Origin of the sequence: Hyphomicrobium sp. ghe19 (assembly GCF_902712875.1) — a bacterium.
Classification (GTDB): domain Bacteria; phylum Pseudomonadota; class Alphaproteobacteria; order Rhizobiales; family Hyphomicrobiaceae; genus Hyphomicrobium_B.
The window spans coordinates 2,706,301-2,720,285 of record NZ_LR743509.1 but is presented as its reverse complement, the minus strand read 5'-3'; the positions used below and the strand labels follow the sequence as shown (position 1 = coordinate 2,720,285).

Annotated in this window: 11 protein-coding genes; 5 read left to right on the top strand and 6 right to left on the bottom strand. The window is 59.4% G+C overall.

Translation table 11 applies throughout. The features are described from left to right. Positions 1-362: 362 nt before the first annotated feature. Complete coding sequence (locus AACL53_RS13180) at positions 363-1,106, top strand: hypothetical protein (protein WP_339084980.1); 744 nt, start codon at positions 363-365, stop codon at positions 1,104-1,106. A gap of 14 nt (positions 1,107-1,120) precedes the next feature. Continuing rightward, positions 1,121-1,891: a FadR/GntR family transcriptional regulator gene (locus AACL53_RS13175; protein ID WP_339084978.1), complete on the top strand. Its 771-nt coding sequence runs from the start codon at positions 1,121-1,123 to the stop codon at positions 1,889-1,891. Here the strand turns inward: AACL53_RS13175 and AACL53_RS13170 are convergent. The 5 genes from AACL53_RS13170 to AACL53_RS13150 all read right to left on the bottom strand — a co-directional run bounded on the left by AACL53_RS13170 (position 1,879) and on the right by AACL53_RS13150 (position 8,769). After that, a complete protein-coding gene (locus AACL53_RS13170) occupies positions 1,879-3,189 on the bottom strand; it encodes an ABC transporter substrate-binding protein (protein WP_339084977.1) in 1,311 nt (436 codons plus the stop codon). The genes AACL53_RS13175 and AACL53_RS13170 overlap by 13 nt on opposite strands. 226 nt (positions 3,190-3,415) lie before the next feature. Beyond that, complete coding sequence (locus AACL53_RS13165) at positions 3,416-4,450, bottom strand: CocE/NonD family hydrolase (protein WP_339084976.1); 1,035 nt, start codon at positions 4,448-4,450, stop codon at positions 3,416-3,418. A 276-nt stretch (positions 4,451-4,726) separates the two neighbouring features. Further along, positions 4,727-5,134: a hypothetical protein gene (locus AACL53_RS13160; RefSeq protein WP_339084975.1), complete on the bottom strand. Its 408-nt coding sequence runs from the start codon at positions 5,132-5,134 to the stop codon at positions 4,727-4,729. Positions 5,135-5,379: 245 nt separating this feature from the next. Then, complete coding sequence (locus AACL53_RS13155) at positions 5,380-6,462, bottom strand: glycosyltransferase (protein WP_339084974.1); 1,083 nt, start codon at positions 6,460-6,462, stop codon at positions 5,380-5,382. A gap of 183 nt (positions 6,463-6,645) precedes the next feature. After that, positions 6,646-8,769 (bottom strand): tetratricopeptide repeat protein, encoded by a 2,124-nt coding sequence (locus AACL53_RS13150; RefSeq protein WP_339084973.1) that lies wholly within the window; start codon positions 8,767-8,769, stop codon positions 6,646-6,648. 440 nt (positions 8,770-9,209) lie between these two features. Between AACL53_RS13150 and AACL53_RS13145 the strand changes: the two genes are divergently transcribed. Continuing rightward, positions 9,210-10,925 carry an arylsulfatase gene (locus AACL53_RS13145; protein ID WP_339084972.1) on the top strand — a complete coding sequence of 572 codons (1,716 nt, stop codon included), beginning with the start codon at positions 9,210-9,212 and terminating at the stop codon, positions 10,923-10,925. A gap of 60 nt (positions 10,926-10,985) precedes the next feature. Here the strand turns inward: AACL53_RS13145 and AACL53_RS13140 are convergent, their stop codons facing one another. Beyond that, a complete protein-coding gene (locus tag AACL53_RS13140) occupies positions 10,986-11,918 on the bottom strand; it encodes a LysR substrate-binding domain-containing protein (protein WP_339084971.1) in 933 nt (310 codons plus the stop codon). A 117-nt stretch (positions 11,919-12,035) separates the two neighbouring features. Between AACL53_RS13140 and AACL53_RS13135 the strand changes: the two genes are divergently transcribed. After that, positions 12,036-12,635, top strand: coding sequence for a glutathione S-transferase family protein (locus AACL53_RS13135; protein ID WP_339084970.1), 600 nt, complete (start codon positions 12,036-12,038; stop codon positions 12,633-12,635). 29 nt (positions 12,636-12,664) lie between these two features. Further along, on the top strand, positions 12,665-13,279 hold the full coding sequence (locus AACL53_RS13130; protein ID WP_339084969.1) for a pyridoxamine 5'-phosphate oxidase family protein: 615 nt from the start codon (positions 12,665-12,667) through the stop codon (positions 13,277-13,279). Positions 13,280-13,985 lie beyond the last annotated feature (706 nt).

The following is a 13,985-nucleotide window of genomic DNA, read 5'->3' as shown; positions in this document are numbered from 1 at the left end:
GCGTGAAGCAAAAAAGCACGATCCCCCGTCGGGCCCGGCATTGGAGTGACGCAAGCAGATGGTTTTGCGACGCAAACCAATTTAAACCAGTAATTACCGCTATTAGCCCAACGTGACCATGTTACGGAGTGACGAATTACCCGCAAGTCAAAAAAGTCACCAAAAAGAAACCGCGTTGTTCATTTCGCAGGCACAAAAACCAGATTCCGTCGATATTAAACGCGGTTAGCCGCCATATCGCAGGTGCGAACCTACATTGGTATTTATTGGTCTAATCCGGTTGCATTTTGGTTGAGGGCAAGGCATTCTATTTGCCTATTGGGAATGGGCAATTTCCTCAGAAATCGGAATTGCAGGCGCGCGTGACTGAGATTGAAACGTGGACGGATCAGAGCCTGCGGTCGTTCGCGGCGATGGCACGCGTACAGATCGATGAGGCTGCACGCTTGTGGCTTCGCGCGGCGGAGATCGCGGAGGCTGCCCCGCTTTCGGCGCCCGTGCTCGCAGCAAGCCGTTCGAACGCCGGCGTCGCGCGTCTCATTCTCGACAATGCGAACGACGCCCGCCGCGCCTTTCGTAAAGCGGAGGAGGCTTGGCGGCTCGTTATCTCTAGCATCGCGACGCTCGACATTCCGATGACGGGCGCGACCTCGTTTCACTTCCGGCTCGCAACGAAGGTCCCGCACGCGCTGATCGAAGCGCGCCGCCGGAGATATCGTCAGCTCGCGGAAGCCGCGCTCGGCATCACGCGCTTCAATCGCCTCCTTGTTGACGACGGCGATCCCGCGTCCGAAATCGTGGCGCTTCACGCGCGCGACCTGATGGCAATACTCAAGGATATCCTGGGTCCGTGCTCACCCGAAGTTCGCCTGCTTGCGGCGCCCGCCGAGCAGGCAACTGACGCATCTGTCTTTTCCAGCTACGCGCCGAAAGCTGCGGATTTCGCGCATCGCCAGCGCACGCTTTCGGCGACGCTCTCCGAGGATTGTGCGGCTTTGGAAGCCGCCGTGACGCTTACCGCACTGCTCGGGCCCCAGACATTTTCCGCAGTCCGTCGTCTGCGGGAAACCAAAAAAGCCCGCTCTGAAATTGGAATGCCACATTAGCTTGAGCTGGAACCATGTCTGACACTTACGACTTCGAAGCGCCGCCCTGGATCGACGATGTCACGCGGCATCCGCTCGTCACACCGCGGGTGAAGGAGATCGCCACACGTCTGTTCGCCCGCTTCGCGTCGGGGGAATATCCGTTCGGAACGCGAATTCCAGCCGAACGGGATCTGGCCGATGCGTTCGGTGACAGCCGGGCGACGATACGCCAGGCGCTCGAGTTCTTGGCCACATATGGGATCGTTGCCCGCCGTCCGGGAAGCGGCACGTTCGTTTCATATCAACGAAAGCGCTCGTCTCACGACAGCAGAGATGAGCGCACGTCATCGTTTCTCGGCGTCGATCAACTCGCCGAGACCGCGTCGCCGTTCGCGATGAATATAGCGAGTTCAATCCTGGCGCCTGAGATGACGCGTCTCGCGACCATTTACATGTCGGCACGCGATGTCGCCGATCTTCAAAATCAGCTCGCTCGCCTCGAAGCGATCGTCACCGAATCCGACACGTTCGCGATGTTGGAAGAGGAGTTTATGATGGCCATCGCCCGCGGCACGCACAACTCGCTGATCACCACGATGTACGCAATTCTGCACGAGGTGCGCCGCCATCCGCAGTGGGCCGCGGCGCGCCAGCAGGCGCTGACACCGGCGAAGATCAAGAGCATCCAGCTGATGTTCAGATCGCTCTATGAAGCGATCGAGAGACGAAACGTCGAAACCGCCGTCGAGATCATCAAGATCTACGTCGCCAACGCCCACGAAGACATGATTTACGAATCGTGAGCCGTCATCCGGTCGAGCGTCTCGGCCGAAGCCGCAATGTGCTCGCGCTGGTCCCACATTAGGTTCATTGACCGCATGTGCTTGACGAGTACCGACCTGTGCTTCGACCACCAGTCTGCGACTGAGCCGTACTCCTGAATCCGCGCCTTGCCGTTGATGATCGCGACGACAGGCCAATCCCCGACGAGCGCATTATCGATCCCGAACAGATCCTTGCCCCACCATATGGCTTCGCCGAATGCGTGCTGACCGATGCCGCCGACTTTCATCGCCGAGAGAACGGAGAACGGCTCGAAGGTGCGCGCCCGCTGCACGGCTGATTTCCACAATTCCAGCGTGGAAGCGTATTCCCACGACACCGCGCTCCACGTTCCCGGAAAGCGGCGGCAGAATTCCTCGTAGAATTTGCCGGGCTCTTCGAAGTTCACATGGCCGTCGTTGAGGCGAGGATCGTCGAAGTCCGGAAACTGAAAGACGAACCCCTCCATGAATTCGACGCTCGTGCGCCGGATGAGCTCCGGATAGTTGTCGCACGTGCAGGACAGAAGACGGCCGCGAAATCCCCGCTTGAATGCTTCGATCGTAAGCGCATGGACAAACGGCTCATACGCCGTATCCCAACAGAGGATGTCTGGCTTCTTTGCCATCATCTCTTCGACGATTGGCCCGAAATCAGTGGTTTCCGGCTCGAACAAATGTTCGGCGACAAGCTCGATGCCGGCCGCTTCGAAGGCCGCTTTATAGGTCGCGATCGACGGCAGGCCGTGAAGGTCGCGCTGCGCGCACAACGCCGCGGTCTTGAGCCCGGGCTGCGTCCGCTTCAGCCAATCGACGCCCGTCACATTGTAGATTGGATGGACCTCGCTCGGCGCAACGATCGTTGGCACGTCCGGCGAAAGGTCGCTCGGCAAGAGTGTCGTGACGAGCATGCGATGCTTATTGATAAGCCGTCTGATGTCTCCCATGAGGTCGTTGCCGCCGATCATGAGGATGATCTTCACGCCGTCCTCAAGGATCAGCTTTCGCGCGCCCTGGAGTGCCCGGTCCGGCTCGTACTTGGTGTCGAACGGTATGAGTTCGAGCATGTATTTTCGGTTGCCGACCTTCAGGCCGCCGGCGGCGTTGATGCGCTCGACCCAAATAAGGCTGCCATTGATACCCGGAACCGCCCAGGCTTTGAGCGGCCCCTCGAGAGGAGCAAGGAACCCGATCTTCAAAACCGTTTGAGACCCGATCCCGAAGTCCCTCATTGCAACCGTCAGAGCCGATGCAACGGCGCTCCTGGGTCTAACGGCCATGGCCTGGCTTTACCGGGCTTGAAAACTGTCGAAACACTGGGTCAACTTCTTGGCGGGTTGCCGGAGCCGTGCGCTGTCGCGTCGGCTTTCACGGAATTTCACGAACGAACGGTTAGGCTAAGGCCGGAGCTAGAGCTTGTCGATAGGGCCGGATGCCCAACCCCCCGACCGCATCGTCATTGCCGTGAACAAGACGGCGGCCAAGAGAGCTGGGAGGGGCGCTCCGCTAGCGTGTCGCCCCGGTGGTGGCGATCGCCGAAGTCTCGACCGGCGGTGGCGACGGTTGATGCTCCGCTGCGACTTCCAGCTGACCGCCACGAACTTTCGTCAGGAAAGCATCGAGGCTTGGGCCCCAGATGTCCCAGCCCTGGCGATCGTCGGCAATGGAATGGCCATCGTTGCCGTAAGCGGGAAGGATATGCTCTTCCGCATTGCCGCCCGCGCCGTTCCAGGCCTGTGCCAGTTCCTGTGCGAGGGCCGGACCGAAATAGCTATCGTTCTCGGAATAAAACCAGATGCTCGGCTCGCGCGCCGTGCCGCCGTACGTGTGCGCCGCCGCGACCAGGTCCGGCTTGCCGCAAATGGCGTTGGACCGTCCGTAAGCATGACCGCCGCGGCCCCCCGCGAAATTCACGACGGCCTGCACCTGCGGAAGATTGCGCGCAGCGAGAGCCAACGAAGCCCATCCGCCGGTCGAGATCCCGGCAACAATCGTCGCCTTCTGGGCGATGAATGGCTGTTGGGTCATGTAATTGACGGTCGCGGCGATATCGTCGGCCGCGATGTTGCCGGACGCGTAATGGTTCGGTTGTTGGCAGGTGCCGATGGATTCCGAGAGAGCGCCGCCGGTGGCGCCGTGACCGCGACGCTGCGGAAGCACGACGACGTAACCGCGTTCGACGAACCAACGGGAGAGCCAGTAGTAAACCGGCATGGCGACGGCGAGGCGTGTCGCTTCGTCGGTGCCGTGATTGATGACGACGAGCGGATGTTTCTTATTGGGTTCCGACGCATCGTCGTCGGGGCGGAACACCGTCGCGCGCAGCGAGCGGCCTTCTTCGCCGCTTGGCAAGATCCAAAGCTGCTCGCGCATGCGCGAACCCTCGGGCCCGAAAGCTCCGAATTGCTGCTCGGCCGCTTTCGCTGATCCGCAGAGCGCGAGGGCGAGCATCATTACGGCCATCAAAATGTTTTGCGTATTCACAAGCTGGGCCGATCTGTCCGGCAAGCGGGACAGAAAAGTTCCCCTTACGAAAGTCATCAAAAGTTCCCCGCGCCACCGCGTCTTTGCAGTGGCATTGGAAAGCCGTATAGCGCTCGCGTCAAGAGCACCGGCGACACACCCCGGACTCATGCACCGAAGCCCGTATTTATTGATCATTTTTGATCCGGGCGTTGCTGACGCGGCGACGGACGGTCGCACAATCTCCGCATTTCACGCGCGCTGGAAAGCGATTGCGAGCGAGGCCGGTCTCATAAAAAGAAAGCGCCGGACATGGGCCCGGCGCTCGTGATCGCTATGCGCTAGACGCTGAGTTTACCACCAGCACACGCCGATGCAGTAGCCGTACCGCGGATAGGCATGGCGCCGGTAAGCCGGCTGATACGAGTTGTAATAATAGTGGCGGCGATACTGCTGGTGATGGCGATAATAATAGCGGTGGCGCCAGTACCGGTCGCGCCAATGCCGATGCCGCCAGCCCTGATGGTGCCCGTATCCATTACCCCAATGGCGATGATGCCAGCGGTGGTGCCTGTAACCGCAGTGGCGATACCCGTTACGCCACCAGCAGCGGTAACGCGCCTGCTGAACTGTCGCGGATTGCTCCGCCTTCAACGTGGAAATGTTGGTCGTAAGTACCGCGGCGCGCGCCTGCGGAGCATTGGCCACAAAAGCAATTGCCATCGCGCAGCTCAGCGCGATGAGCGAAAGCAATTTTCTCATATACTGATCCCCCTCCCAATCGTCAGAAAATAGCCACGCGGACCTTTGTGCCCGCTCCGTGGACAGATCGTTCTCGATACTGCACTTGGCATGTGTCCGTACAACCCCAATCCGCCCAGACTCATGCCAGTTAAAGCCGCTTGTCGCGACGGTGTGGCATGTTCGCGTCACCACGGAAGTTCAGTGTAGCGCTGGGAGGGCCGGGCCGGCACGTCCGGGGTGAAACAGATTAAGCGCTGCTGCAGTCAGCGAGCGGGCAGGTGCGCGTGTTTGGATCCGCAGGCGAGTTTCTTGAAATGACGGCTGTCGGACAGGCGGCTTCGCACCAGGATGCCGATTGCAGCGAGCGCTCCAACGAGGTCCAGCTGCTGGACGGCTGCTGTCGCCGACATCCAGATATAGCGATACCGAGCGCGCCGGTTCTCGCCGAGGTACCTTCGTTGAGCGAGTTTCGGTATGATCGAAATCGCCCGTTGCGGGAGCGACGCCTCGACGCCCGCGAGCTTGCGTTCAACCGCGCCGTAGGCAAAGGCGAGGTCGTCTACCACGCTTGGCTTCGGGCAGAGCGACTGCATGCCGGAATAAGTCGTGGGCATCGCATTGACCCACATCGGCTCGGCGCGACCGGCCCGTCGTTCGCGAGAGCAATACAAAGCCAAATCTCGCGAAAACGATTGTCTCAGATTTTTTCCGTTGGAGACCTGCCCCTCGTGGCGCCGGTACTGCACGAAAACGTCCGGAACGTTGGCGATCTGATACTTATCGATAAGACGCAGCCACAGATCGTAATCTTCGGCGTCTTGAAACGCGGCGCGATATCCGCCGCACGCGATGAGCGCGCTACGCCGTATGAGGACGCTCGGATGGCAAAGGACGCATCTGTTGCCCAGAAGATCACGGCGGACATCGATCGGCGACGTCGGGTACGTCGTTCGGGAGCCCGAACGGCGCCCATCTTCGTCGATATATTCCGCTTGGGTGCCGACGGCCGCAACATCGAGGTTCTGCCGTAGAAAGCTCAGCTGAGCGCTTAAGCGGCCCGGAAGCGAGATGTCATCCCCGTCCATGCGCGCGATGAAATCGCTTCGCGATGCTTCGATGCCCCTGTTGAGGGCCGCGACCAATCCCCCCGTATCCTGCATCAAGATCGTCGTCGGAACATCGCGAGGAATTCTCGTGAGAATATCCGCGGTGCCGTCCGTCGACCCATTATCGATAATGATTAGGCGGTTGATGTGTCGCCGGTCCGATAGGACGCTCGAGACAGCCGTCTCGACAAAGCCTGCGCAGTTCTTCACCGGCATTATGACGTCGATATTGGCGGCCATTGAGTTTCACTTTTGCGTTTGTCGCGCAACTAAGGGCGAATACTCGTTGCGAGCAATATGAGAATTGAACGGCGTGGACGATATCAACAGCTAGACGATAACACACAATCTTGCGCACAGGCGCGAGGGATTAAGTACTGTGCGCTCCAAGAGCGGTCACGAAATTGGCCCTGCGGTGCAGCGCTAGCGAGTCCGTTGCCTCAGTTCTCCGAGCAGCTGGATAACATCTGAACGATCAGGTTCGAGTTGATTTAAAAGTTCGGTGTGGGCGAGCGCCGACGCATCGTCGCCGGCTTCGATCTCGTATGTCGCAAGCCCCCATAAGATATCGCGATCGTAGGGGTGACGCGTGAGCGCGCTTTTCAATGCCTCCACTGCTTCTCGCGGCTTGCCGGTATCGTGAAGTGCGACCCCATAAACGTAGCTGAAGCGCGGATCTTCGGGAGCAAGCTCAGCGGCCTTCGCAAGGGCGGCGATCGCTTCGGGCAGGCGCTTTTGTCGAATGAGACTGAGGCCGAGGGCGTGCCACAGCCCGCCGGAACGGGGATTTCCGTCGAGCGATTTGCGTAACACCGCTTCAGCGCCACTTTCGTCGTCCTGCCCTCTCTTCAGCTCGGCCAACGAGATGACTGCCGGGACGAAGGTCGGATCGATTTCGATCGCCCGTGCGAACGCGGCGCGGGCCTCGCCTAGCTTGCCGCGATCGCGATAAAGTGTGCCGAGATTGGCTTGCGACTCTGGACGTTCTGCATTGAACAATTGGGCATCGATATATTCGGCGAGCGCCTTCTCGAATGACGCGCGATCATCGGCCGACAAATTCTGTTCCGCTTCGCCGGCAATGGCCCGAGCGGCATCCATGCGAACCAAGCGGGTCTCGTCCCTCAGCAAAGGCGCGAAAAGCGACCGGCGCATCTCGGGGGGAGCGCCGGCAATCACCGACACGGCCGCTGCTCGAATTTGGGGATCATCGATTTTCAAGGAGCTCGCCGCGAAGTCCAGCACCTGAGATGAGGGAAATCGTTGAAGCCTGGCAATCGCACTTGCGCGTGCGATAGGTGCCTCCGTGCCGGCTTTTGCAATTCCGATCAAGCCGAGTTGAGCGCCAGGAGCTCCCCAGTCGCCGCGATCGAAGGCTTCAGCGAAATCTTGGAATCCCGGCTTCGGCGAAGGATACCATGTCTTGACGGCATCCATGGCCCATTTGGCGCTTTTGTCCGTGTGGCATTGGTTGCACGCATTGGGCGTTCCGAGCAGCACCGTTCGATCAGGGCGAGGAATGCGGATGGAATGATCAGGGCGGCCATCGATGCCCATGTACGTCGTGGCCGGCATATGGCAGGCAGCACACTCAGCACCCTTTGAATTCGTCGCGTGGTGATGATGCGCACTGACGTCAAATCGTTCAGCGGCATGGCACTGCCCGCAGAGCGAATTTCCGGTTTGGCGTAGCTTGCCCGTGTGAGGATTATGACAGTCGGAGCAGGTGACGCCCGCCGAATGCATGCGACTCTCAAGAAACGATCCATAACTGTAGACTTCATCGCGCTGCTGGCCATCGACATGATAGAGACCGTCTTCCAGCAGCGACGGCCGGAAGGCGTCAAACAAGCGGCCAACACTTCCCGGATCATCCGAGAACTGTTGACGTCGCGAGTGACAGCCGGCGCAAACACGAATCTCATTAGCCGACGAACGAGGCACCGAGCGGTGAGCCTGCCCGGTCGCATCCATTGGCCACGTTACGCCTTTGCGTTCATCGAAGGTTCGCGCGAAGCCCTTGTCGCGCTGATCGGATTGCTCCCATCCGTTCGACGCCGTCGCCCATGCCACATGGTCTGAGCCAGGACCGTGGCAGGCTTCGCATCCCACGCTGATCTCGGACCAGGTCGTGCGAAAACTCCGGGTCGTCTGATCGTAGTTCTTCTTGATATTTGTCGAGTGACACCACGCACACTGATAATTCCAGTTTTGATCGATGCCGGTCCAATGCTGCGGATCTCCGGCCTTCAACTTGCGATCTGGATAGAGCTGAAACCAGCGCTGGCCGCCGTCTTCCTTCGAGCGCGCATCCCACGCAATGCCGAGCGCCTGAATCCGCCCTCCTGGAAGCTCGATGAGATACTGCTGTAGTGGCCAGACGCCAAACGTGTAGCTGATCTCGAAGTCGCCGAGCGCCCCGTCAGGCCCATCGGTCCGGACCCAAAACTTGCCGTCACTTTTGTAAAATTTGCTCGTGACGTTGCCATCGCTGAAGCTAATGCCGTCGAAGCGGCCAAGCACAGTCCGCTCCGTCGCCTCCTGCATAGCTACCGCATGATGCGAGCTAAGCCAGTCTTTGTGCTCTGCTGAATGACATTGCGCACATCGGTCTGATCCAACGAAATCGGGATGCGCAACCGGACCGGTTGTTTTCTGCTGCGCTTCTTGGGCATGTGACAGTGGTGTTTCCAGCCAGAAATTCACAGTCAGCGATAATGCGAGGCAAGCCAGGATTACCCATGAAGCTCTTGCAGAGCTGTGCCGCCGTATAGAAGACGCCGAGCGGTTCATATTGCGTCCGAGCATAAGGGTACTGCCACGCTTGGCTGCATCATTGCTGTCGGCTGATACGATAGTCAGCACACTGTATAGAACGTATTTACGATCTACATCCTCGTCGATTGCGGATGGTCGTGAACTTGGGCAGCTTCGGCTTTCGGTGTGCGGGCAGGTGCGCTGCGTCCTCAGTTGAAGGAGCGCCAAACATGCAAATCTCTCGGAAGATCGGAATTGGCCTTATCGCGCTGCTGTGTGCGCTGTCTGTGATCAGTTCTCGGGCATCGGCGCAGGAGAGCAAGCCTAATATCATGTTCATCATGGGCGACGACATCGGCTGGATGCAGCCGAGCATCTACCATGAAGGACTGATGGTCGGGGAAACGCCCAATATTGATCGCATCGGCCACGAGGGTGCAAAGTTTATGGATTACGTGGCCATGCAGAGTTGCACGTCGGGCCGCAATGCCTTCTTCACAGGCATGTACCCGTTGCGAACAGGCATGATCCCGCCGCAGCTGCCCGGCAGCCCATCTTATTTGCGGCCCGGAACTCCTGCACTCGCCAAGTTTCTGTATGATCTCGGCTATACAACGGGAGAGTTCGGGAAGAACCATCTCGGTGATCACACCGCGTCGCTACCGACCGCGCATGGCTTCCAGGAATATTGGGGCTATCTCTATCACCTTGATGCCATGCAAGGCGTGAGTTTCCCCGACATCAACAAGACAGCCACGATCCAGGCAGTCGCGCCGCCGTGCAAGAACACGCCGGTTCCGGGTCTCCCAGAGGTTCCGGGTGCGGTAGATCAGAAAACCACGCTTTGCTTGATGCCGCCGCGCCCTGTCATTTGGTGCCACTCATCCGATGGCACGGAAGCTAACCAGACGTGCAAGGACGAGGGTCCGCTTACGCTGGAACGTTCAAAGACGGTGGACGAAGAGATCTCCGCCAAGGTCGTCGATTTCCTCGATCGCAACGACCCGAAGAAGACCAACAAGCCATTCTTCGTTTGGTACAACCCGGCACGCATGCACGTCACGACGGTGCTGTCGGACAAGTACATGGCCATGGTTGGAGAGCCCGGTGGCAAGGATTGGGGCGTCAACGAAGCCGGCATGAAGCAGATGGACGACAACATCGGTGTCGTTTTGAAGAAGCTGGAGGACATGGGCCAGCTGGACAACACCATCGTCGTCTTCACGACCGACAACGGTGCTGAGGCGATCAGCTTCCCGGACGGCGGCGTCACCCCGTTCAAGGGGCAGAAAGGTGAGGCGTGGGAAGGCGGCTACCGCGCGCCGATGGTCGTCCGCTGGCCGGGCCATATCAAGCCCGGGACGATCAAGAACCAGCTTTTCGCGGCTCTCGATTGGGTGCCGACATTCGTTGACATCGCCGGCGGTCCAAAGGGCGATGAGCTAAAGACGAAGATCGAAGCGGGTGCATATCCGGGCATCGTCAAGACGACGCTCGATGGTTTCGATCAGCGCGCCTATCTCGAAGGTTCCTCGGATAAGTCGGCACGTGACTACTTCTTCTACTTCTCCGGCGCGACGCCGTCGGCGGTGCGCTACAAGAATTGGAAGATGTATTACACGATGTCTCAGCCAGGCCCGGCGGGTTGGATCATGCCGTTAATCCCATTCCACTTTACCTTGGTCCAGAACATCAAACGCGATCCGTTCGAGCAGGCAGTCGGCGTCGACCAGAAAACGGCCATGAGCCTGGGCGGTGCGCTGGCTGGACCCGTTACCGCCTTCCAATATGACTGGAACATGCTGCCCATCGGTCAGCAGCTTTGGGCGGAACATCTACAGAGCTACATCAAGTACCCGCCATTGCAGGCTCCAGAATCCTACAATCTCAGTCAGATCATGGATCAAATGAAGAAAGCCCAATCGATAAGTCACGCGGGCGAGTAGGTGTGAGGTGAAGTGTGATGGACGAAGCGGGCGCTTCTTGATGCTGCGCCCGCGCAGCCGCTAGCGGACCAGACGTCCTTGCGTCTTACGCAATGAGGCGTGCGGCAATAGCCGCAGCTTCCCGGCTGCAAACGTCACGAATGACCGCACGCGAGCGTTGCTTGAGGACGTCGGGCTATAAACGAGCTGCACTGGGATTTCGGTGTCCTCGAAACGGTCCAGGATCGGCAGCAAACGCTTCTCGTGCAATGCGTCCTCTGCCTGATAGGAGAGAACGCGCGTAATGCCGATACCCGCGGTCGCCGCTGCAACGGCTGCGTCGGCAGTATTGACGGACAAGCGGGAACGCACACGCACGGCTTTGCGGCCATTGCGGCGGCTCCTGAAAATCCAGCGCGTACCGCCAGGAAGATTGGCGAACGTTACGCAATCGTGCTGGGTGAGAGCCGGGGGTGCCGAGGGCATGCCGCAACGCTCCAAATAGGCCGGGGCCGCGCAGGTCACGAGGCGCAACGAACCCACGCGGGTCGCAAGAAGGGCGGAGTCCGGCAACTCGCCGATGCGAAGCGCAATATCAATTCCCTCATCGAGAAGGTTGACCACGCGATCGACCAGCAACAGGCGTGCATTGATGCGCGGATACTCAGCCAAGAACTGCGCGAGCAGCGGCACCACATACATGCGTCCGAAGAGTACGGGCGCCGTCAAGGCGAGATCGCCCGATAGCTCATCCGCCTGGCCGGCGATGCGTCTCTCCGCCATTGCGACCGTGTCGAGAATAGCGCGGCAGGTATCCAGGTATTCGCTGCCGGCTGGCGTCAGCACCATCTGCCGCGTCGACCGGTGAAGCAAAGTGCACCCGAGGTGCGCTTCGAGCTGAGAGATCATTCGGCTGAGGTTTGTGAGCGGTTCGCCGAGCGATCGCGCCGCAGCCGACAGACTGCCGGCTTCCGTCACCGCGACGAACGCGGCCATGGCACGTAGTCGATCCATGATAGTCTTCCGAAAAATGGAAACATCCTTACTGAACTTACCCACTAGCAGAAATAGCCCGGATGCGGGAATCTGTGCTGGCTGGCTCAGTAATTTCCGGCGGGAGGATTTTGCGCGATGACGACGAAGCTTTATGACCTCGAGCTTTCGGGCAACTGCTACAAAGTGCGCCTGCTCGCCAGCCTGCTCGGCGTTCCGCTGCAGATTGTGCCGGTTGATTTCCTTGCCGGCGAGCACAAGAAACCACCATTGCTCTCGCTTAATCCGTTCGGCGAGATTCCGATCTTCCAGGATGGAGACGTGGTGTTGCGCGACAGCCAGGCCATTCTCGTCTACCTCGCACGCAAGTGGGGCGGAGAGAGCTGGCTGCCGATCGATCCCGCTGGACTTGCACGCGTTTGTCAGTGGCTGATGACCGCCGAGAACGAAATCGCGCGCGGCCCGAACGACGCGCGCCTTCACGATAAATTCGGCTACGATCTGGACGTCGGCCTCGCTCGCAAGAAGGCGTATCGAGTCCTGGCCCTGTTGGAAGCGCACTTGTCGAACGAGCAGTGGTTGGCACTCAGTCGGCCAACTGTCGCCGATATCGCCTGCATGCCTTACGTCGCCTTGGGCCACGAGGGAGGCTTGCCGCTCGGCGACTTCCCCGCGATCCGCGGTTGGATCGACCGCATAAAGGCACTGCCTGGTTTTATAGGAATGCCTGCCATCTAATTTCTGCGCGAATTTGAATGGGTGTGAGGATGAACAGCCACGCGTCCGATATTGCGTTTACTCCGGCAGTGAAGGCCGAGCAGCTGAAGCGAGGCTCGCGCGAACAATACGAGGCGGTGGAGAGAGGCCGCGGCTGGCCAAGCAAAGTCACGCCTGATCTCGCTGCGTTTCTCGCAACCGCGCGCTCATTCTACCTCGGGACCGCAAGCGCAGCCGGCCAGCCCTACATCCAGCATCGCGGCGGACCGCCAGGATTTTTGAAAGTCATCGATGACCGAACGCTGGGGTTCGCGGACTTCTCCGGCAACCGCCAATATATTACAGCCGGGAACCTTGCGGAGAATCCACGCGCTTTCATCTTCGTCATGGACTACGCACGCCGTCGGAGGGTGAAGATCTGGGGAAGTGCGCGGATCATTGAAAATGATGATGCCTTGCTGGCCCAACTGCGCCCAGCTGAGGGGAATGCGATTGCTGAAAGGGTAATTCTGTTCACGATTGAGGCTTGGGACCGCAACTGCCCGCAGCACATCCCTCAGCTCATACCGATAGAGGAGGCAGCGGCTGTGGTGCAGCAGCTCCGTCAGCGCGTCGAAGAGCTCGAGAGCGAACTCGCGCGTACCGCTGGCAAGCGGAGCGATTAGGCCTTCGTTAGTCTCCAATGCGGGCCGGTAGCGATGGTTGTCCGTCACCGTCAATAAAATTGGCAACCGACGTCATGTAGTTGACGTCAGTCGTCAATGTCGCCGAGCCAATAGTGGCCTGAAGTAAACAGGACCCGCGTCAAATGAAGCGCGAGCCTGCTTTCTGCTATTGCTCTTTTGCGTTCGACTTGACTTCGCCACCATCAGAAACCAGTTTCGGGGCAATGAACGGTTCGACACAGGACATCCATCGGCTCTCACGCGGCGTGCGCCATGCCCGTCCGCGTGTCGGCGTGCGGTCCCGCGTGGGTCAGTTCGTGAAAGCGCTTTTGGCCGCGTTGATCTTGTTTGCTGGCGTTCCGATTTCGGCGTCGCACGCGACAACTCACTGCGACGGTCAGAAATCCCACATCGCAGAGAACGCGGTAAAGTCCGTTGATGTCCGGGCACAGAATAGCTCCGACACCAACACCTCACCACTTGGTGGGATAGAGGATCACCCTTGTAGTTGCCCGTGTCTCCTCCAAGCATTGCCGACGCGGTCTTGCCATAAGCCGGCTTATTTTGCCGGCACGCGCGTCAGCTATGCGGCTTACTTCGATACGCTTGGGGCGTCCTGCGAGCCGGATCCCCTTCAAAAGCCGCCCCGGTTTGGCATCAGCGCGTAAGCGCTTCGGCCTGCGTGATCGCGCGGGCAGATCCTCCA